The 18,742-nt window shown below is 59.6% G+C and carries 21 protein-coding genes; 20 read left to right on the top strand and 1 reads right to left on the bottom strand.

From position 1 onward, the window contains the following. Window positions 1-4 precede the first annotated feature (4 nt). The 3 genes from ACR0J4_RS05320 to ACR0J4_RS05310 all read left to right on the top strand — a co-directional run bounded on the left by ACR0J4_RS05320 (window position 5) and on the right by ACR0J4_RS05310 (window position 2,629). On the top strand, window positions 5-1,237 hold the full coding sequence (locus tag ACR0J4_RS05320; RefSeq protein ID WP_170554719.1) for an MFS transporter: 1,233 nt from the start codon (window positions 5-7) through the stop codon (window positions 1,235-1,237). A gap of 66 nt (window positions 1,238-1,303) precedes the next feature. After that, window positions 1,304-2,176 (top strand): 50S ribosomal protein L11 methyltransferase, encoded by an 873-nt coding sequence (locus tag ACR0J4_RS05315; RefSeq protein WP_170640418.1) that lies wholly within the window; start codon window positions 1,304-1,306, stop codon window positions 2,174-2,176. 81 nt (window positions 2,177-2,257) lie between these two features. After that, window positions 2,258-2,629, top strand: coding sequence for a hypothetical protein (locus ACR0J4_RS05310; RefSeq protein WP_480668317.1), 372 nt, complete (start codon window positions 2,258-2,260; stop codon window positions 2,627-2,629). A 98-nt stretch (window positions 2,630-2,727) separates the two neighbouring features. Here ACR0J4_RS05310 and ACR0J4_RS05305 read toward each other — a convergent pair whose 3' ends face one another. Then, on the bottom strand, window positions 2,728-2,943 hold the full coding sequence (locus ACR0J4_RS05305; RefSeq protein WP_170640416.1) for a DUF1127 domain-containing protein: 216 nt from the start codon (window positions 2,941-2,943) through the stop codon (window positions 2,728-2,730). Window positions 2,944-3,275: 332 nt separating this feature from the next. Between ACR0J4_RS05305 and ruvC the strand changes: the two genes are divergently transcribed. The 17 genes from ruvC to folD all read left to right on the top strand — a co-directional run bounded on the left by ruvC (window position 3,276) and on the right by folD (window position 18,732). Beyond that, entirely contained in the window at window positions 3,276-3,773 is a 498-nt protein-coding gene (gene ruvC / locus ACR0J4_RS05300; RefSeq protein WP_170640414.1) for a crossover junction endodeoxyribonuclease RuvC, read from the top strand. Then, complete coding sequence (gene ruvA, locus ACR0J4_RS05295; protein ID WP_170640412.1) at window positions 3,770-4,447, top strand: Holliday junction branch migration protein RuvA; 678 nt, start codon at window positions 3,770-3,772, stop codon at window positions 4,445-4,447. Before ruvC ends, ruvA begins: the two co-directional genes overlap by 4 nt. 4 nt (window positions 4,448-4,451) lie before the next feature. Next, window positions 4,452-5,471 carry a Holliday junction branch migration DNA helicase RuvB gene (gene ruvB / locus ACR0J4_RS05290; RefSeq protein WP_170462271.1) on the top strand — a complete coding sequence of 340 codons (1,020 nt, stop codon included), beginning with the start codon at window positions 4,452-4,454 and terminating at the stop codon, window positions 5,469-5,471. 63 nt (window positions 5,472-5,534) lie between these two features. Continuing rightward, window positions 5,535-6,158, top strand: coding sequence for a hypothetical protein (locus ACR0J4_RS05285; RefSeq protein WP_170640410.1), 624 nt, complete (start codon window positions 5,535-5,537; stop codon window positions 6,156-6,158). Continuing rightward, the gene (gene ybgC, locus ACR0J4_RS05280) at window positions 6,155-6,538 is read left to right on the top strand and encodes a tol-pal system-associated acyl-CoA thioesterase (RefSeq protein ID WP_170554706.1); all 384 of its coding nucleotides are present in this window, start codon (window positions 6,155-6,157) and stop codon (window positions 6,536-6,538) included. The genes ACR0J4_RS05285 and ybgC overlap by 4 nt, the downstream gene beginning before the upstream one ends. Before the next feature lie 107 nt (window positions 6,539-6,645). Beyond that, complete coding sequence (tolQ, locus tag ACR0J4_RS05275) at window positions 6,646-7,341, top strand: protein TolQ (RefSeq protein WP_170554704.1); 696 nt, start codon at window positions 6,646-6,648, stop codon at window positions 7,339-7,341. 2 nt (window positions 7,342-7,343) lie between these two features. Continuing rightward, the gene (gene tolR / locus ACR0J4_RS05270) at window positions 7,344-7,814 is read left to right on the top strand and encodes a protein TolR (RefSeq protein ID WP_170462265.1); all 471 of its coding nucleotides are present in this window, start codon (window positions 7,344-7,346) and stop codon (window positions 7,812-7,814) included. Window positions 7,815-7,829: 15 nt separating this feature from the next. Continuing rightward, window positions 7,830-8,933: an energy transducer TonB gene (locus tag ACR0J4_RS05265; protein WP_170640408.1), complete on the top strand. Its 1,104-nt coding sequence runs from the start codon at window positions 7,830-7,832 to the stop codon at window positions 8,931-8,933. After that, window positions 8,930-10,249: a Tol-Pal system beta propeller repeat protein TolB gene (gene tolB / locus ACR0J4_RS05260; protein ID WP_170640406.1), complete on the top strand. Its 1,320-nt coding sequence runs from the start codon at window positions 8,930-8,932 to the stop codon at window positions 10,247-10,249. Before ACR0J4_RS05265 ends, tolB begins: the two co-directional genes overlap by 4 nt. A gap of 84 nt (window positions 10,250-10,333) precedes the next feature. Further along, the gene (gene pal / locus ACR0J4_RS05255) at window positions 10,334-10,840 is read left to right on the top strand and encodes a peptidoglycan-associated lipoprotein Pal (protein WP_170462258.1); all 507 of its coding nucleotides are present in this window, start codon (window positions 10,334-10,336) and stop codon (window positions 10,838-10,840) included. A gap of 4 nt (window positions 10,841-10,844) precedes the next feature. Continuing rightward, the gene (ybgF, locus tag ACR0J4_RS05250) at window positions 10,845-11,669 is read left to right on the top strand and encodes a tol-pal system protein YbgF (protein ID WP_170640404.1); all 825 of its coding nucleotides are present in this window, start codon (window positions 10,845-10,847) and stop codon (window positions 11,667-11,669) included. Next, window positions 11,660-12,919, top strand: coding sequence for a tRNA lysidine(34) synthetase TilS (tilS, locus tag ACR0J4_RS05245; RefSeq protein WP_480668316.1), 1,260 nt, complete (start codon window positions 11,660-11,662; stop codon window positions 12,917-12,919). The genes ybgF and tilS overlap by 10 nt, the downstream gene beginning before the upstream one ends. A 76-nt stretch (window positions 12,920-12,995) precedes the next feature. Further along, on the top strand, window positions 12,996-14,912 hold the full coding sequence (gene ftsH, locus ACR0J4_RS05240) for an ATP-dependent zinc metalloprotease FtsH (RefSeq protein ID WP_170377815.1): 1,917 nt from the start codon (window positions 12,996-12,998) through the stop codon (window positions 14,910-14,912). A gap of 94 nt (window positions 14,913-15,006) precedes the next feature. Further along, window positions 15,007-15,582 carry an MOSC domain-containing protein gene (locus ACR0J4_RS05235; protein WP_170640690.1) on the top strand — a complete coding sequence of 192 codons (576 nt, stop codon included), beginning with the start codon at window positions 15,007-15,009 and terminating at the stop codon, window positions 15,580-15,582. Window positions 15,583-15,747: 165 nt separating this feature from the next. After that, window positions 15,748-17,424 (top strand): formate--tetrahydrofolate ligase, encoded by a 1,677-nt coding sequence (locus tag ACR0J4_RS05230; RefSeq protein WP_170471992.1) that lies wholly within the window; start codon window positions 15,748-15,750, stop codon window positions 17,422-17,424. 60 nt (window positions 17,425-17,484) lie between these two features. Next, window positions 17,485-17,790, top strand: a complete 306-nt coding sequence (locus tag ACR0J4_RS05225) for a chorismate mutase (RefSeq protein WP_170640400.1) — start codon at window positions 17,485-17,487, stop codon at window positions 17,788-17,790. A 51-nt stretch (window positions 17,791-17,841) separates the two neighbouring features. Then, window positions 17,842-18,732, top strand: a complete 891-nt coding sequence (gene folD, locus ACR0J4_RS05220; protein WP_170640398.1) for a bifunctional methylenetetrahydrofolate dehydrogenase/methenyltetrahydrofolate cyclohydrolase FolD — start codon at window positions 17,842-17,844, stop codon at window positions 18,730-18,732. Window positions 18,733-18,742 lie beyond the last annotated feature (10 nt).

The following is an 18,742-nucleotide window of genomic DNA, read 5'->3' as shown; positions in this document are numbered from 1 at the left end:
TCGCATGTTGAAACCCATGCCACTTTCCGAGGCGCAAAGCTTGCCGTTCTGGCGGCGCCCGATCACGTTGCTGTTCATGATGGCGCTGACCATGCCCATTGCGTTCAATGGGTGGAGCGCGCTGTTGAACAACTTCGTCATCGAAGTGGCGAATTTCGATGGCGCAGATATCGGCTTGCTGCACACGGTGCGAGAAATACCGGGTTTTCTGGCCGTAGGTGTGATCGCTGTGATCATCTTTGTACGGGAACAGGTGCTGGCCATGATCTCGCTGATGATGCTGGGTGTTGCGACGGCGGTGACTGCATGGTTCCCAAGCCTTGGTGGGCTGCTATTCGTAACGCTTTTTAGCTCGATCGGATTTCACTACTACGAGACGGTCAATCAGTCGCTGCAGTTGCAATGGCTGCCGAAGGACCGCGCGCCGCAGATTCTGGGATGGCTTGTGGCAATGGGCTCGGCGGCTACGGCAGTGATCTATGGGCTGATCGTCCTGACGTGGGACCGGTTCGACCTGTCCTATAACTTCGTCTTCATGATGGCGGGCGGTGCAACGGCGCTGCTGGCTCTGTTTTGTCTGCTAGCCTATCCGCAATTCGACGCGCCGACGCCGCAGACCAAAAAGCTGATCCTGCGCAAACGCTACTGGCTGTATTACGCGCTGCAATTCATGGCAGGCGCGCGCCGTCAGATCTTTGTGGTGTTCGCGGGCTTCATGATGGTCGAGAAATTCGGGTTCGAGGTCCACGAACTCACCAGCCTTTATCTGATCAACCTCGTGATCAACATGGCGGCAGCTCCGATGCTCGGCAAAGCGGTGTCCAAATTTGGCGAGCGCCGGACATTGATCTTCGAATATGCCGGGCTTGCCATTGTTTTCGCAGCCTATGGCGGCATCTACTGGTTTGGGTGGGGCGTGGTTCTGGCGGCGACACTCTATGTGATCGACCATGTGCTGTTCGCGTTGGCTTTGGCCTTGAAGACCTATTTCCAGAAAATCGCCGATCCCGCCGATATCGCACCGACGGCCGCTGTGGCGTTTACCATCAACCATATCGCGGCGGTGTTCCTTCCCGCGCTGCTTGGGTTGCTTTGGGTGGCCTCACCCGGCGCAGTGTTTGCGCTGGCGGCGGCGATGGCGATGATCTCGCTGGCCCTGTCTCTGTTGATCCCGCGCCATCCCGAGCCGGGAAATGAGACCATCCTGACCAAATACGCGCCGGCACCCGCCGAATAGGCGCAAGAGCTTGACCTTGGCGGGCCCACGCCCTAGGCGCTGTCCTGACCCAGACAGGAGGCCCCCATGCCCACATTCACCGCTCTTACCACGCTGACCGGCAAGAAACCCGCCGAAGGCCTTGGCGAAGCGATGGAGCGTCTGGATCCTGAACCCACTGGCGTTGGCGTTTTTGAAGTCGAAGATGGCTCGGGACTGTGGGAGGTTGGGGGGTATTTCACCGAAGCCCCCGATGAGACAGCGCTGGCCGTACTGGCCGCGGCCTTTGAGGCCAAGGCCTTTGTGGTGTCTGAGCTGCCCGAAACCGATTGGGTCGCCCATGTGCGCCGTGAACTTGCCCCTGTCGAGGCAGGTCGTTTCTTTGTCTATGGCAGCCACGATGCCGACAAGCTACCCGAAGGTCGGATCCCCCTGTTGATCGAGGCCGCAATGGCCTTTGGCACCGGGCACCACGGAACCACTCTGGGTTGCCTGAAGGCGCTGGATCAGTTGCTGGAAGAAGGGTTCTCGGCCAGCAAGGTCGCCGATATCGGGTGTGGGACTGCCGTGCTGGCCATGGCCGCCGCGCGTGTTTGGGAAGGGGACATCATCGCCAGTGATATTGATCAGGTTGCCGTTGATGTGGCCGAAGCGAACCTGAAGGCCAACGGCATGTCCGGCCAGGTTCACTGTGTCGAGGCCGCTGGCTTCGATCACCCGGACCTGAACGCGCACGCGCCCTATGATCTGATTTTCGCCAACATCCTGAAGGGTCCACTGGTCGCTCTGTCGCCGGAAATCTCGGCGAATCTGCGGGCTGAGGGCTATGCAATCCTGTCGGGAATCCTGAACGAACAGGCCGATGATGTGGTGAATGTTTATTCCCAGAATGGCTTCAATCTGCATCATCGAGGTGAGATTGGTGAATGGACGACGCTAATCTTAAGTAAACAGGGCTAAATCGGGGCCATTTACAGGAGTTTTCTAGAGTCGCGCCACGTTTTTGTCGCAATCTATGCTTACCGTTTTTTAATCATTTTGATGGGGGGCGGTTTTGTGGAGGCTGCCATGGCGGGAAAACAACTGGAATTTGATCAGCGCGTTCAGCGCCTGAACAAGAAGCACTCGAAGCTCAGCAAAGGCTATCGCGCAACGATGCGCAAAGATGGCTTGGTGGTGATGAAGCCGCAAAGGGTTCGCTCAGCGGTTCCGGCTAAAGTATTGGTGTTTACTCTGCTTGCGGTTTTTGCCTTCAAGGCGTTTCTTTTGTCCAGCCTCGGTCCCTCAGGATATCAATACCGCATCGACAGCCTGAAAGAAGGCACCCAAGTCGAACAGGCAGGCGCCTGGATCATGCAGATCGACCCGGTTTCACAGTTCCTCTCGGTTCAGCTCAACAAAGTTCTCTACTAAGCACCAGCTGAAACAGAAAACACCGCGGCCTTTCGGCTCGCGGTGTTTCTTTGCGCCCCTACAGGGAGGAGAAAGGGGCGTATAGCGAGGGGGTCGTCTTACCGGCGGCCTTCGGCGATGACGTCGATGTCGCCGCGGCACAGGCCGATATCATCCAGTTCGCGGTCGCTCAGACCGGTCAGCACGTTGCGTGTTACGCGGGCGTCATTCCAATCGACGGCGGCATTTGCAACCGATGTGAAAAATGCGCCGATACGGCCAACGAGGCCGAATGAGCCAGTGGTGGCGATGCGGGTCGAGTCCAGTGCAGCCATATCCTGTTTCCTTCTGGTTTGTGTGAACATTTGATCTTGCGATCTGAGCGGCATCTAGTGTCGAAGAATTGCCCGCGCAATAGCATTTTTTGCATGTGTCCTATGCAGTTTTTGCAACGCTTGCTGAATCTGTAAGCACCTTAAAAACATGATTAAAACGGGTTCATAAAAGTGTCGATTTCAGACTTTTCGAAGTCGCAAACCGTCCTTTGTGTCGCGCGCAGGATGGTGGTGTCGTTTTCAGACTTAGGGTCAATTCGCTTGGAAAGTGTTCACGCTTCGTGCTATCCGTTGAAAAAAGATCACAAAACCCGAGCGGGCTGAGGCGAAGCATGCGAATTCTGGGCATTGATCCGGGGCTTAGGACCCTAGGATGGGGCGTCATCGAATCAAATGGCAGCCGGTTGAGCCACGTTTCGAACGGTTTGTGCAAATCTGACGGGGATGATCTGGGCGAGCGGCTGCTGTCTCTGCACAATCAGATTGTCGAGGTCATCGCCGAATTTAGGCCCGACCAAGCTGCGATCGAGCAAACTTTCGTCAACAAAGACGGTGCCGGGACGCTCAAACTCGGTCAGGCGCGTGGCGTGGCCTTGCTAACGCTGGCGCAGGCCGGGCTGCCTGTGGGGGAATACGCTCCGAACCGGGTCAAGAAAACCGTCGTTGGCGTTGGGCATGCCGAGAAAGAGCAGGTCCTGCACATGGTCAAGCTGCAGCTGCCAGGGTGTTTGCCCAAGGGCGCGGATGCGGCGGATGCATTGGCGATCGCTATCTGTCATGCGTATTACGGCAAGACACAACAGCCGCGTGTGAAAGAGGTGAGGGCATGATCGGTAAACTGACAGGGCGTCTGGACTATCGCGCCGCAGACCACATCCTGATTGACGTGCGGGGCGTGGGCTACATCGTCTACTGCTCGGACAGGACCATGGCTGCCTTGCCGGGTGTGGGTGAGGCGGTCTCGATCTACACCGATATGGTCGTGCGTGAAGACTTGATGCAGCTTTACGGATTCCTCTCACTGATTGAGAAGGAATGGCATCGCCTACTGTGTTCGGTTCAGGGCGTTGGGGCCAAGGTCTCGCTGGCCATTCTCAGCGCGTTGGGGTCGGATGGTGTAAGCCGCGCAATTGCTCTGGGCGATTGGGGCGCGGTGAAGGCCGCGAAGGGTGTGGGCCCGAAGACTGCTCAACGCATCGTGCTGGACCTCAAGGACAAGGCGCCGGGCGTTATGGCGATGGGCGGCACCGTGACCGAGGCGATGGACGGCCCAGCGTTGGAAGTTGTTGAGACAGTCGAGCCGCAGCCAGTGCCGAAAAGGACCGCAAAGCCGGCTTCGGGATCGGCGGCGGCCTCGGCGGGGGCGTTGTCGGCCTTGTCGAATTTGGGATATGGCCCATCCGAGGCGGCCTCGGCCGTGGCGGAGGCGGCGGCCAATCTGCCCGACGCGGGTGAGGCTGAATTGATCCGCGCGGCGCTCAAGCTGCTGGCTCCGAAAGGGTGATTGAATGGTAGACGCCGATCCCACGCTGCGGCCTGACCCTCTGCCCGAAGACAATGACCGCGCCCTCCGTCCGCAGGGGCTGGACGAATTCATCGGTCAGGCCGAGGCGCGTGCAAACCTGCGCATCTTCATCCAATCCGCCAAGCAGCGCGGCGAGGCGATGGATCATACGCTGTTCCATGGTCCGCCGGGTTTGGGGAAAACCACGTTGGCGCAGATCATGGCGCGCGAGTTGGGCGTGAATTTCCGTATGACCTCTGGTCCGGTTCTGGCTAAGGCGGGCGACCTGGCCGCGATCCTGACCAATCTGGAAGCGCGCGATGTGTTGTTTATCGACGAAATCCATCGCTTGAACCCGGCGGTTGAGGAAGTTCTCTATCCTGCGATGGAGGATTTCGAACTCGATCTGGTCATTGGTGAAGGTCCAGCAGCGCGGACCGTTCGGATTGAATTGCAGCCGTTTACGTTGGTTGGAGCCACCACGCGGATGGGTCTGCTGACCACGCCGCTGCGCGACCGTTTTGGTATCCCGACCCGGTTGCAGTTCTACACAGTCGATGAGTTGCACGAGATCGTCACCCGCAACGCACGCAAACTTGGTGCGCCAGCAGACGACGACGGCGCGCGTGAAATTGCGCGCAGGTCGCGAGGGACGCCTCGGATCGCAGGCCGTTTGCTGCGGCGCGTGGTGGATTTTGCCATCGTCGAGGGTGACGGGCGGATTACGCGCGAATTGGCCGATGGGGCGCTGACTCGCTTGGGTGTGGATCATCTCGGGTTGGACGGCGCGGACCGTCGGTATCTGAAACTGGTCGCTGAGAACTATGGCGGTGGTCCGGTTGGGATTGAGACGATGTCGGCGGCCTTATCGGAAAGTCGCGACTCGCTTGAGGAAGTGATCGAGCCCTATTTGCTGCAGCAGGGACTGATCCAACGCACGCCGCGCGGGCGGATGTTGGCGCAGAAGGCGTGGACGCATTTGGGCATGGCGGCACCAAAAGGTCAGAGTGATCTGTTTGGTTGAAGGCATCACCCAGAAATTTTAAGCCTTCGGTGAGAGCATTGTTAAAATGATGAAAGGCTGGGCGTGACACCGGAAGAGATCGAGGCGCTGTTTAAGCGCGAGAGCGGAGAGTTCCTGTTTGCGCGGTGGGGTCGCCCCATCGTGCCGATCGTTTTCGGTGTCGAGGATGAGACGCTGGCTACCGTCAAGGGCGCGTTCGAGGCCGTGGTGACACTGGCCGGTCACAAGATGGCCGAAACGGACCCAGAGCTGGGCGCCAATTGCATGGTCTTTTTCTTCCGCGACTGGCTGGAATTGCTAGAGGTTCCGGATCTGGACCGCCTTATCCCCGATCTGGCACCTTTGGTTGAGCGTCTGGTGGCAGCGGATGCCAATCAGTACCGCATCTTCCGGTTCGAAGAAGATGGCGCGATCCGCGCAGCCTTTGTGTTCCTGCGTATGGACAAGGAGCTGTCTAAAGTCCCGGCCGAGACTCTGGCACTCAGTCAAGTGGTACAGACCATTCTGCTCTGGTCGGATAAGGCGTTCCGAAAACAATCGCCTCTGGCTGTGGCGGGTGAGGCGACGATCCTGCGCCCGGATATTGCAGGCCTGATCCGGGCCGCTTACGATCCGATCTTGCCGGGGGCTGCGCAAGATACCTCGCACGCGTTGCGCCTGTTTGCCCGGTTGGAGCCTCCGCAATGAAGCACATCTTTCCGGTTCGAGTTTACTATGAGGACACCGACATGGGCGGTGTTGTCTATCACGCGAACTACCTGCGCTACATCGAACGGGCGCGCTCGGACTGGGTGCGCCGTTTGGGCAATGACCAGAACGCCATGCGGGATGACGGGATCGTTTGGGTCGTACGGCGAGTCGAGGCGGACTACCTGTCGCCCGCCAAGTTTGATGACGAGTTGATTGTCGAAACAGAAGTAACCGAGATTTCCGGCGTGCGCCTGACCATGGCGCAACTGGTGAAACGGGGTGAGACCGATATTTTTCGTGCCTCGGTTACAGCGGTGTGCATCAACAAAGACGGCAAACCAATCCGCCTTCCGGCAGAGATTCGCGCATTGATGTAACATTTTCGCAGCCGGGGGTGGTTCTGTTGGCTTTTCAACCCCAACTGCGTTAGCGTTTGGCAAAACAAGGCCAAACAAACGGCCATCAGGCAAAAAAGAGCAGGTTCATGGAAGCTGAAACGCTGACGCTGGCGCAGGAGATCGATTTCTCCATGTGGGGGCTGTATGCCCGCGCGACCTTTATCGTAAAATTGGTGATGCTAATGCTGATCGCGGCGTCGATCTGGTCTTGGGGCATCATCATCCAGAAACTCATCAATTACCGTGCGGCCCGACGTGAAGCGCAGAAGTTTGATGAGAGCTTTTGGTCTGGGAACCCGCTGGATGAGCTGTTTGAGCAGATCGGCTCGCAGCCCGATGGCAGTTCCGAGAAGATATTTGCGGCGGGCATGATCGAATGGCGCAGGTCGCACCGAACGGATGGCGGTTTGATCGCCGGGGCGACGGCTCGTATCGACCGGTCCATGGATGTGGCCATCGCGAAGGAGGCGGAGACGCTGCAGAAAGGTCTGCCGATCCTGGCGACTGTCGGCTCAACCGCTCCGTTCATTGGTCTGTTCGGTACGGTCTGGGGCATCATGAACGCCTTTATCGAGATTGCCGAGCAGCAGAATACGAACCTCGCCGTTGTGGCCCCCGGCATTGCCGAGGCACTGCTGGCAACCGGTCTTGGCCTGCTGGCCGCGATCCCGGCGGTGATTTTCTACAACAAGCTTAGCGCGGATAGTGACCGGATTGTCGGAGGGTATGAGGCCTTTGCCGATGAGTTCGCCACCATCCTGTCGCGCCAGTTGGACAGCTAACCATGGGGGCAGCGGTTCAGCAAAGCTCGGGCGGGAACGGACGTAGGCGCGGACGCCGGCGCGGTCGCGCCCAGCCGATGGCTGAGATCAACGTCACGCCGTTTGTCGACGTCATGCTGGTGCTGTTGATCATCTTCATGGTCGCAGCGCCTTTGCTGACAGTTGGTGTGCCGGTTGATCTGCCCAAGACTGCCGCAAGCGCCTTGCCCGGCGATAGTGAGGAACCGCTGACCGTTACGCTGACCGCCGATGGTCGTATTCAGATCCAGACCACGGATATCGCGCGCGACGAACTGATTGGGCGGCTGCGCGCCATCGCGGCAGAGCGCAGCAGTGACCGTGTCTTCCTGCGGGCCGATGGGGCAATTCCCTATGCGCAAGTGATGCAGGTGATGGGCGCGCTGAATGCGGGCGGGTTTTCGAATGTGGGTCTGGTGACGGATACCGGCGGGCCGACGCTGGACGATGGGTAAAGGTGGGGTCGCGCGGTGGATACCGGCACCAAGATTTCAGCGATTGCGCATGTCAGCCTGATCGGTTGGGCGTTGTTCGGCGGCACCTTCCGGTCCGAGCCGCTGCCGACACAAGTGCAGGATGTTTCCGTGATTTCGGCTGAGCAATTCGCAGCGCTCACGGCGCAACGCGACGCGCCTGAGCTGCCGGAGTCTCCGGGTACTCTGGAACAACCCGACGCGCCGGAACCTGAGGTCAGCACCCCCGAGGTGACACCGGAAGAACAACCACGTCCTGAACCGGTGACGCCCGCAGAGCCGGAGCCCGAGATTGTCCCCGAAACGGTCGAGGTTCCGCCCGAGCCTGAGCTACCCGAAGAACCTCCGACATTGACGGAACCGGAAACGGCCGCCTTGCCGGTGCCGCCGGGACCTGAAGCGCAACCCAGCCCAGCCGAGCGTGTTGCCCCCGAGGCTATCGCGCCGCCTCCGCCCGAGGCAGAGCCGGATGAGGTGCAAACGCCCCCGGTTTCACTGGACGAAGGCGCTGAGACGCAACAAGAGCAACAGGATCAGACGGCCCCTGAAGAAGCCGCGCCCGAGATTGTGACCGAGGCCGAAGAGACCGACGAGCCAGCGCCTCTGACCTCTCCGCGCCCGCGTGTGCGGCCCAACCGTCCTGAACCCGCGCCTGAGGTTGCGGAAACTCCGGAACCGGCCCCGGAAACCCCAACGCCAACGCCTGCGCCGGACAATAGTGACGCCATCAATGACGCGTTGTCCGAAGCCTTGGCGGGTGGAACGGAACCCTCCGGCCCGCCGCTCACCAGCGGTGAAAAGGACGCGATGCGCGTTGCAGTGTCGCGGTGCTGGAATGTCGGATCACTGTCGACCGATGCGCTGAACGTGGTGGTGACGGTTGCGTTCTCGCTCAATCGAGATGGCACGATTATCAGCGAGAGCATTCGCTTGCTGAATAGCTCTGGCGGTGCTTCGGGTGCCGAAAATCAAGCCTATCAGGCGGCCCGACGCGCAATTTTGCGCTGTGGCGCGCGTGGATATGATCTGCCTGCTGACAAATACGATCACTGGCAGGATATTGAGATTACATTCAATCCCGAGAGGATGCGGATCAAATGATGAAACTTCTGACCAGCCTCTTTCTTGGGCTGACCTTGGTGTCAGCTCCGGTTTACGCTCAGAACAGCCCCCTGCGGTTGGAAATCGACGAAGGCATCATCGAGCCGATGCCCTTTGCGGTTCCCAACTTCGTACCCGACGGCCCGGCAGCGACGCAGTTCGCCAACGATATCTCGCGTGTCGTTGCGGCGGATCTGACCGGAACGGGGTTGTTCCGCGAAATCTCATCGGACGCGTTCATCAGCCGGGTCAGCAGCTTTGACGCGCCGGTCCAGTTTGCCGATTGGAAAGCGATCAACGCGCAGGCTTTGGTGACAGGGGCGGTGAATGTTTCGGGCAAGCGGCTGACGGTTCGGTTCCGGGTCTGGGATGTGTTTTCGGGGCAGGAGCTTGGGAACGGTCTGCAGTTGGCGGGCACCACGGATGGCTGGCGACGCATGGCGCACAAGGTTGCTGATCAGGTCTACAGCCGGATTACGGGCGAGGGCGCCTATTTCGATAGCCGCGTTGCTTTTGTGTCGGAAAGTGGCCCAAAGAACCAGCGCCTCAAGCGTCTAGCGATCATGGATTATGACGGGGCCAATGTTCAGTACATGACGGATAGCGCGGCCATCGTTCTGGCCCCGCGCTTTTCGCCGACTGGCGAGCAACTGCTCTATACCAGCTACGAAAGCGGCAGTCCGCGGATTTACATACTTGATGTCGGCCGTGTCCAGCGGCGCGAGCTGCAAACGCAGGACGGCACCATGAGCTTTTCTCCGCGCTTTTCGCCGGACGGGCAGTCGATTGTGTATTCGCTGATTCAGGGTGGCAATACCGATCTGTGGCGGATGGATCTGGCCTCGGGTCAGAGTACCCGCCTGACCAACACGCCTGCGATCGAAACCGCGCCCAGCTATTCGCCGGATGGTAGCCAGATTGTGTTTGAAAGCGACCGCTCGGGTACGCCGCAGCTTTATGTGATGGCGGCAAACGGGGGGGAAGCGACACGGATCAGCTTTGGTCAGGGGCGGTATGGTACGCCGGTCTGGTCGCCGCGTGGCGATCTGATTGCCTTCACCAAGCAGAACAAAGGCCGCTTCCACATCGGCGTGATGCGCACCGATGGCAGCGAGGAACGCCTGCTGACATCGTCCTTCCTAGACGAAGGCCCGACCTGGTCGCCAAACGGCCGCGTCATCATGTTCACCCGCGAAACACAGGGCGCAAGTGGTCGTGCGACGCTCTATTCCGTGGATATCTCGGGTCGGAACCTGCGCCCCGTGCGGACGCCGGATGGCGGCAGCGACCCGTCCTGGGGACCACTACAGAATTGATCGCCGCCATGGCGCGGCAAAGTTCACAAGAAACAGTCGCTGTGATAGACAGGCGGCAACAAACAAAACAACGAGGCACTTGAGATGAACGTATTGGGCAAAATCCTGGCCTTGGGCGCGCTGAGCGTGGTCGCGGCTTGTACCAACAATGATCCTTCGGCTTTGGGTGGCAGCGGCGCAGGTGGTAGCGGCTCGATCGTCGCGGGTTCTCCTAGTGATCCGCGCTCGCCCGCGTATTTCCAGCAGACGGTCGGGGATCGTGTTTTGTTCGCGGTCGATCAGTCCACTCTATCGCCGCAGGCGCAGACGGTTCTGCAAGGGCAGGCGGAATGGTTGCTGGCCAACCCGGATTACGTGGCAACCATCGAAGGTCACGCGGATGAGCAGGGCACGCGGGAGTACAACCTTGCGCTGGGCGCACGTCGGGCTAATGCGGCGCGCGAATACCTGATTTCGCGTGGCGTGGCGGGCAACCGTCTGACGACCGTCAGCTTTGGCAAGGAACGCCCGATCGAGATTTGCAGCACCGAGGACTGCTATTCCAAAAACCGCCGTGCGGTGACGGTGCTGACCGGTTCAACCTTGGGGTAAGACGATGAGAGTTGCAGGATGTGTTCTGGCCGCAGTTGTGGCAACAGCGGGCGTGGCGCAAGCACAGGATCAGCAGACCCTGGCGGATATCCGGCAGGAGCTGACGGTGCTTCATGTCGAGATACAGCGCCTTAAGCGTGAGTTTTCGACCACCGGCTCTCCCGCGCCGAACCTGTCCGGAAGCTCGATCCTTGAACGGGTCGATGCGATAGAGGCCGAGCTGCAGCGCCTGACCCGTCAGACCGAGCAACTGAACCAGCGTGTCCAGAACATCGTGACCGACGGCACCAACCGGATCGGTGATCTTGAGTTCCGTCTGGTTGAGCTGGAAGGCGGCGATCTATCGACACTGGGTGAGACCTCGACTTTGGGTGGTGAAGGGGAATCCACCGCTGCGGTAACACCCGCGCCGACGGAGCCGAACACGTCGGACCAGGGCGAGCTGGCCGTTGGCGAGCGAGCGGATTTCGACGATGCGTCGCAGGCGCTGGCCGATGGTGACTTCCAGACAGCTGCCACGATGTTCGCGCAATTTGACACCTCTTATCCCGGTAGCCCGCTTGCGCCCGAGGCGCATTTGAACCGTGGCAAAGCGCTCGAAGGGCTCGGGGATACGCGCGAGGCCGCACGTGCATTCCTCGCCAGCTTCACCGGAGATTCCGAAGGCGCTGTGGCCCCCGACGCTCTGTTTGAACTTGGCGCAGCTTTGGGCCGTTTGGGACAGACCGATCAAGCCTGTATCACCTTGTCCGAGGTTGGTGTTCGCTTCCCGTCCTCAGGGCAGGCCACCAGTGCTGTGCAGGAAATGGCCTCACTGGGGTGTTCTTGACCCTGCCACTCGACACACTGACATCTGACCTGCGCGCCCGGTTGCCTGAACGGTTGCCTGGGCGTCTGGGCATTGCGGTCTCGGGCGGAGGGGACTCGGTTGCCCTGATGCACCTCTTGCACCGTATTGCCCCTGACGAAGGGGTGGAACTATTCGCCGCCACGGTCGACCACGGTTTGCGCGCCGAGTCGGTGGATGAGGCCCGAACGGTTGCAAAGCAGGCGGCCGCGTTGGGTATCCCCCACGAAATTTTGCAGTGGCAGGGGTGGAATGGCTTAGGCAATCTGCAGGATCAGGCCCGGCAGGCGCGGTATGCCTTGCTGACCGAGTGGGCGAAGAGCAACAACATCAGCGCCATTGCATTGGGCCATACGGCGGATGATCAGGCCGAAACACTTCTTATGCGACTGGCCCGTTCGGCCGGTGTGACGGGACTGTCGGGTATGCCAAGCAGTCGAACCCACGATGGGATCGACCTGTTGCGCCCTATGCTGGGGATCACTCGAGACAGGCTGCGGGCCTATTTGACCGAGATCGGCGCGCAGTGGGTCGAGGACCCCTCGAATCAGGACACCCGCTTTGATCGGATCAAGGCGCGGCAAGCCGTGTCTGATCTAAAGCCGCTTGGTATTTCCGCCGAAACCCTGACGCGGGTCGCCGACAACCTCACACAAGCGCGTGAGGCGCTGGAACGCTATGCGCAGGACTCCGCCCAACGGGTTGCTACCGTCGATGCTGGGGCCGTTGTACTGGATCGTGAGAGCTTCGCCGCGCTGCCGTTAGAAATCCGCCGCAGGGTTCTGGTTGGCTCGGTTTCATGGATCGCGGGCCCTGGCTACCCGCCGCGCCAATCGACCGTGGATCATGCGTTGCAGGCCATTCTGAACGGAGATTCTGGTGCAATTGGGGGCTGTTTGCTGTTTTCTCAGGCAGAAAAACAGTGGATCTGCAGAGAATTCAACGCGGTTGACGGCCGGACCGCGAAAATCTCGGATACATGGGACGCGCGATGGGTGCTGTCCGGCCCCGATATTCCGGGCGCTGAGATTCGGGCACTTGGTGAAAACGGCTTGCAGATGTTGCCCGACTGGCGCGCCACCGGGCGTCCACGGCTTGCTTTGCAAGCGTCCCCAGCGGTTTGGAGGGGCGACATTCTTGAGGCCGCACCCCTGGCCGGATTCGCCAATGGCTGGCGCGCTGATCTGGCCCCTGATTGGCCTGAGTTTCACGCATCTTTTTTATCGCATTGAACCTCAGCCAATCCTCTCTATTTTAAGAAGCAACCCGGCAGGTCCTTGTCTGCCGAAATCTTTTAGGAGAATTTCCTTGGGCAACGCTCGTAATATCGCCTTCTGGGTCGTTCTGTTCCTGCTGATCCTTGCACTGTTCAACCTGTTCAGCGGACCGGGCGGGACACTTCAGGGCAATGAACGCACCTATTCCGACTTTGTCAGCGCCGTTCAAAGCGGTGAGGTCAAGAACGTCACGCTGGATGGTGAGCAAATTCGCTACACCACACAAAGCGGCGCGAATTACACCACGATCAAACCCGGTGATGCCGAGGTGACGAAGCTGCTGATCGACGAACAGATTCCGGTCGAAGCGGTCAAGCAGCAGCAATCGGGCTTCCAATCGTTCCTGATCACTCTGCTGCCCTTCCTGCTGCTGATCGGCGTTTGGGTCTACTTCATGAACCGGATGCAGGGCGGCGGCAAAGGTGGTGCGATGGGCTTTGGCAAGTCCAAGGCCAAAATGCTGACCGAAAAGCACGGCCGCGTGACCTTTGATGACGTGGCAGGAATCGACGAAGCCAAGGAAGAGCTGGAAGAGATCGTTGAATTCCTGCGCAACCCGCAGAAATTCAGCCGTCTGGGTGGCAAGATCCCGAAAGGTGCGTTGCTGGTTGGCCCTCCGGGGACTGGTAAAACGCTGCTGGCCCGCGCGATTGCGGGTGAGGCGGGCGTGCCGTTCTTCACCATCTCAGGCTCTGACTTCGTTGAAATGTTCGTGGGTGTCGGTGCGAGCCGTGTCCGCGACATGTTCGAACAGGCCAAGAAGAACGCGCCTTGTATCGTGTTTATCGACGAAATCGACGCCGTGGGTCGCCATCGTGGTGCCGGCTATGGCGGTGGTAACGATGAGCGTGAACAGACCCTCAACCAATTGCTGGTCGAGATGGACGGGTTTGAGGCCAACGAAGGTGTGATCATTCTGGCCGCGACCAACCGTAAAGACGTTCTGGACCCGGCTCTGCTACGTCCCGGCCGTTTCGACCGGAACGTTACTGTTGGGAACCCCGACATCAAAGGCCGTGAGAAGATCTTGGGCGTGCACGCGCGCAAGACGCCTCTGGGTCCTGATGTAGACCTGCGCATCATCGCGCGCGGTACTCCGGGCTTTTCGGGTGCCGATCTGGCGAACCTCGTGAACGAAGCCGCGCTGATGGCCGCGCGCGTAGGTCGTCGCTTTGTCACCATGGAAGACTTCGAGAACGCCAAGGACAAGGTGATGATGGGGGCTGAGCGCCGCTCGATGGTGCTGACACAGGATCAAAAGGAAAAGACCGCGTATCACGAGGCTGGCCATGCCGTTGTTGGTTTGGAACTGCCAATGTGCGACCCGGTTTACAAGGCAACGATCATTCCTCGTGGTGGCGCGCTGGGCATGGTAGTCTCGCTGCCTGAAATGGATCGTCTCAACTATCACCGTGATGAATGTGAGCAGAAGCTGGCCATGACCATGGCGGGCAAGGCGGCCGAAGTCATCAAATACGGTGAAGACCATGTCTCGAACGGCCCGGCGGGTGACATCATGCAGGCCAGCCAACTGGCGCGCGCCATGGTGATGCGCTGGGGTATGTCGGACAAGGTCGGCAATATCGACTACGCCGAAGCCCATGAAGGCTATTCGGGCAACACCGCTGGGTTCTCGGTCTCGGCCCATACCAAAGAGCTGATCGAGGAAGAGGTGAAGCGTCTGATCCAGCAGGGCTATGAGCGCGCGCACCAGATTCTGACAGACAAGAATGAGGAATGGGAGCGCCTGGCGCAAGGTTTGCTGGAATACGAGACCCTCACCGGCGACGAGATCAAGCGCGTCATGAATGGCGATGCACCGACCGAAGGCGATGACGAAGGCGACAGTCCGGATCAGGGCAGCGCGCCCAGCGTCACGGCCATTCCAAAGACCAAGCCCAAGAAGTCTCCGCCCGAAGGTGGGATGGAACCGGAGCCAACCGCATAGACACGAAAACCCGAGGTCCAAACCTCGGGTTTTTTCTTTTCATCCGCCAACTGCTCGTCATTATGCGGGCAAATGGATGAAGAAGGAAAACCCCATGCCGTTTCTGCGTGAAACCGAATACTCTGCCGAGGTCGTCTGGTTAGGGCGCGTCCCGGCCGGTCAGTCGCTGCGCGCTCAGCCCGTTGAGACGTTAGAGTTTGGCTTTGACGGGGTGCAGGGCGAACGGCACGAGGGGCTCAACCGTGCTTCATGCGTGCGTGTCAGCAATGTCTATCCGAAAGGAACCGAGATTCGGAATGTCCGACAGGTGTCGATTCTATCAGCCGAGGAACTGTCCGAGATTGCCGCCGCGATGGAGATGGACAAGCTTGATCCGTCATATCTGGGGGCCTCGATCGTGTTGAAGGGCATCCCTGATTTTTCTCATATCCCGCCGTCTTCGCGCCTGCGCGCCGAGGCGGGTTTGACGATCACAGCCGATATGGAAAACGCACCTTGTGTCCTGCCCGGACGTGAGATCGAAGCGGATCACAGCGGCTACGGTGCCGCCTTCAAACCGGCCGCGCAGGGGCGGCGAGGGGTCACTGGCTGGGTCGAACGGCCCGGAGCCCTGCAAATCGGTGATCGTCTGCAGCTGTTTGTTCCCGATCAGCCGCTCTGGCAGCCATAGCACTCATTCGTTTCCGATTGGAAACGCTTGAAATTGGGCGACGCCGTTTCGCGGCACGAATATGTCGGAATCCTTAGCCACTGCTTGGGTATGCAACTGTATGGGTTTGACAGCACCGACGCGCCGCGTCGGTTTTGCACGGCATTCAATCAGGGACCCTGCCCAATGAGCTACAAATCTGACATCGAAATCGCTCGCGAAGCGAACAAGAAGCCGATTCAGGAAATCGGCGCAAAGATCGGTATCGAATCTGCCGATCTGCTGCCTTACGGCCACGACAAAGCGAAGGTCAGCCAGGACTTCATCAACTCGGTCCAGGACCGCGAAGATGGCAAGCTGATCCTGGTCACCGCGATCAACCCGACCCCTGCGGGTGAAGGCAAGACCACCACCACCGTGGGTCTGGGCGATGGCCTGAACCGCATCGGCAAAAACGCGATGATCTGTATCCGTGAAGCTTCGCTTGGCCCGAACTTCGGCATGAAGGGCGGCGCTGCAGGTGGCGGTTACGCTCAGGTTGTTCCGATGGAAGAGATGAACCTGCACTTCACAGGTGACTTCCACGCGATCACTTCGGCGCACTCGCTGCTGTCGGCTATGATCGACAACCACATCTACTGGGGCAACGAAGCTGAGATCGACGTCCGCCGCGTTGCATGGCGTCGTGTGGTCGACATGAACGACCGTGCTCTGCGTCAGATCACGGCCTCGTTGGGTGGCGTGTCGAACGGCTTCCCGCGTGAAGCAGGCTTTGACATCACCGTTGCGTCCGAGGTTATGGCGATCCTGTGCCTTGCAAACGACCTGAAAGACCTGGAAAAGCGTCTGGGCGACATCATCGTGGCCTACCGCCGCGACAAGACCCCGGTTTACTGCCGCGACATCAAAGCAGAAGGCGCAATGACTGTTCTGCTGAAGGACGCAATGCAGCCGAATCTGGTGCAGACGCTGGAAAACAACCCGGCCTTCGTCCACGGCGGTCCGTTCGCGAATATCGCGCACGGCTGTAACTCGGTCATCGCGACCAAAACCGCTCTGAAAGTTGCTGACTATGTCGTGACCGAAGCGGGCTTTGGCGCCGACCTGGGTGCCGAGAAATTCATGAACATCAAGTGCCGCAAAGCCGGCATCGCACCGTCGGCCGTCGTTCTGGTTGCCACCGTGCGCGCGATGAAGATGAATGGCGGCGTTGCCAAGGCCGATCTGGGTGCCGAAAACGTCGACGCGGTTCAGTCTGGTTGTGCCAACCTGGGCCGCCACATCGAGAACGTGAAGTCCTTCGGTGTGCCGGTTGTTGTCGCCATCAACCACTTCGTAACCGACACCGACGCCGAAGTTGAAGCGGTAAAGAGCTACTGCGCCGATCACGGTGTTGAGGCGGTTCTGTCGCGTCACTGGGAGCTGGGCTCCGAAGGCTCAGCGCCTCTGGCCGAGAAAGTTGTCGAAATCGTTGAAGGTGGCACCGCGAACTTCGCGCCGATCTACCCCGACGACATGCCTCTGTTCGAGAAAGTCGAAACCATCGCCAAGCGCATCTACCGCGCGGACGAGGTTCTGGCAGACAACAAGATCCGCAACCAGCTGAAGGAATGGGAAGCAGCCGGATATGGCAACCTGCCGGTCTGCATGGCGAAAACCCAATACTCGTTCTCGACCGACCCGACCCTGCGTGGCGCACCCACCGGCCACTCGGTTCCGGTACGTGAAGTTCGTCTGTCCGCAGGTGCCGGCTTCATCGTGGTTGTCTGCGGTGAGATCATGACCATGCCGGGTCTGCCGCGCAAACCTGCCGCTGAGACAATCCGTCTCAACGAAGAAGGTCAGATTGAGGGCTTGTTCTAAGCCGATTTTTGAACCATCTCGTGGTCCGGGGATTACACCCCGGGCCATGAGGAGATCACGATGCCCACTCTGACCCCGCCGCAAGACTGTGAGACGATGCAGGACTTGCGCGTTCAGATCGACAAGCTGGACCGCCAACTGATCGAGATGTTGGTGACGCGCGCGGAATATATCGATCGCGCTTCGCAGTTGAAGCCAGGCGAAGGCCTTCCGGCCCGAATCCCGGACCGTGTCGAAGAGGTGGTGCAACGTGTGCGCGCAAGCTCGGATCAAATGGGGATGGACCCGGATCTGGCCGAAAAGCTCTGGCGCATTTTAATTGATTGGTCGATTGCCCGCGAAGAGCGCGTGATTGGCCCTGACTGAACACCCGGGCGCTTTGCGCCCAATCCGTTTTTGGAAAGAAGGGATCACAGGATGGTAGCCCAGGTTATCGACGGCAAAGCCTTTGCGGCCAAAGTGCGTGCGCAAGTGGCCGATAAGGTTGCAAAGCTGAAAGAAGAAAACGTCATCACGCCCGGTCTGGCTGTGGTTCTGGTGGGCGAAGACCCTGCAAGCCAGGTCTATGTGCGCTCAAAGGGTAAGCAGACCGTTGAGGTCGGCATGAACTCCTATGAGCACAAGCTGGACGCCGACACCTCGGAAGAGGACCTTCTGGCGCTGATCGACGAGCTGAACAACGATCCTGCGGTTCACGGTATTCTGGTGCAGCTGCCTCTGCCCAAGCATCTGAACGAAGACCTGGTGATCAACTCGATCGATCCGGCTAAAGACGTTGATGGCTTCCATATCTCGAATGTGGGCCTGCTGGGTACCGGTCAAAAGTCGATGGTTCCCTGCACCCCTCTGGGCTGCCTGATGATGCTGCGCGACTACCACGGCTCGCTGTCGGGTATGGATGCGGTTGTGATTGGCCGCTCGAACATCGTGGGCAAGCCGATGGCGCAACTGCTGCTGGGTGACAGCTGCACCGTTACCATCGCGCATTCTCGCACCAAGGACTTGCCGGAAGTCGTACGCCGCGCTGACATCGTTGTCGCCGCTGTAGGCCGCCCTGAGATGGTTCCGGGCGATTGGATCAAAGAAGGCGCGACCGTGATCGACGTGGGCATCAACCGCATCGAGCGTGACGGTAAGAACAAGCTGGTCGGTGACGTCGACTACGCCAGCGCGGCGGAGCGCGCGGGCGCGATCACTCCGGTTCCGGGTGGCGTGGGTCCGATGACCATCGCCTGCCTTCTGGCCAACACTCTGACCGCGTGCTGCCGCGCCAACGGCCTGCCAGAGCCCGAAGGCCTCACAGCCTGATCCACGACTT

The sequence above is a fragment of the Ruegeria sp. B10 genome (assembly GCF_056539825.1).
Note: the sequence above shows the minus strand (reverse complement) of the source record. Positions and strands in the feature narration are given on the sequence as shown.

Excerpts from the sequence above, each read along its gene's own strand:
- ACR0J4_RS05320 (WP_170554719.1), top strand. The coding sequence starts at position 5 with ATGTTGAAACCCATGCCACTTTCCGAGGCGCAAAGCTTGCCGTTCTGG.
- ACR0J4_RS05315 (WP_170640418.1), top strand. The coding sequence starts at position 1,304 with ATGCCCACATTCACCGCTCTTACCACGCTGACCGGCAAGAAACCCGCC.
- ACR0J4_RS05310 (WP_480668317.1), top strand. The coding sequence starts at position 2,258 with ATGGGGGGCGGTTTTGTGGAGGCTGCCATGGCGGGAAAACAACTGGAA.
- ACR0J4_RS05305 (WP_170640416.1), bottom strand. The coding sequence starts at position 2,943 with ATGGCTGCACTGGACTCGACCCGCATCGCCACCACTGGCTCATTCGGC.
- ruvC (WP_170640414.1), top strand. The coding sequence starts at position 3,276 with ATGCGAATTCTGGGCATTGATCCGGGGCTTAGGACCCTAGGATGGGGC.
- ruvA (WP_170640412.1), top strand. The coding sequence starts at position 3,770 with ATGATCGGTAAACTGACAGGGCGTCTGGACTATCGCGCCGCAGACCAC.
- ruvB (WP_170462271.1), top strand. The coding sequence starts at position 4,452 with ATGGTAGACGCCGATCCCACGCTGCGGCCTGACCCTCTGCCCGAAGAC.
- ybgC (WP_170554706.1), top strand. The coding sequence starts at position 6,155 with ATGAAGCACATCTTTCCGGTTCGAGTTTACTATGAGGACACCGACATG.
- tolQ (WP_170554704.1), top strand. The coding sequence starts at position 6,646 with ATGGAAGCTGAAACGCTGACGCTGGCGCAGGAGATCGATTTCTCCATG.
- tolR (WP_170462265.1), top strand. The coding sequence starts at position 7,344 with ATGGGGGCAGCGGTTCAGCAAAGCTCGGGCGGGAACGGACGTAGGCGC.
- tolB (WP_170640406.1), top strand. The coding sequence starts at position 8,930 with ATGATGAAACTTCTGACCAGCCTCTTTCTTGGGCTGACCTTGGTGTCA.
- pal (WP_170462258.1), top strand. The coding sequence starts at position 10,334 with ATGAACGTATTGGGCAAAATCCTGGCCTTGGGCGCGCTGAGCGTGGTC.
- ybgF (WP_170640404.1), top strand. The coding sequence starts at position 10,845 with ATGAGAGTTGCAGGATGTGTTCTGGCCGCAGTTGTGGCAACAGCGGGC.
- ACR0J4_RS05235 (WP_170640690.1), top strand. The coding sequence starts at position 15,007 with ATGCCGTTTCTGCGTGAAACCGAATACTCTGCCGAGGTCGTCTGGTTA.
- ACR0J4_RS05230 (WP_170471992.1), top strand. The coding sequence starts at position 15,748 with ATGAGCTACAAATCTGACATCGAAATCGCTCGCGAAGCGAACAAGAAG.
- ACR0J4_RS05225 (WP_170640400.1), top strand. The coding sequence starts at position 17,485 with ATGCCCACTCTGACCCCGCCGCAAGACTGTGAGACGATGCAGGACTTG.
- folD (WP_170640398.1), top strand. The coding sequence starts at position 17,842 with ATGGTAGCCCAGGTTATCGACGGCAAAGCCTTTGCGGCCAAAGTGCGT.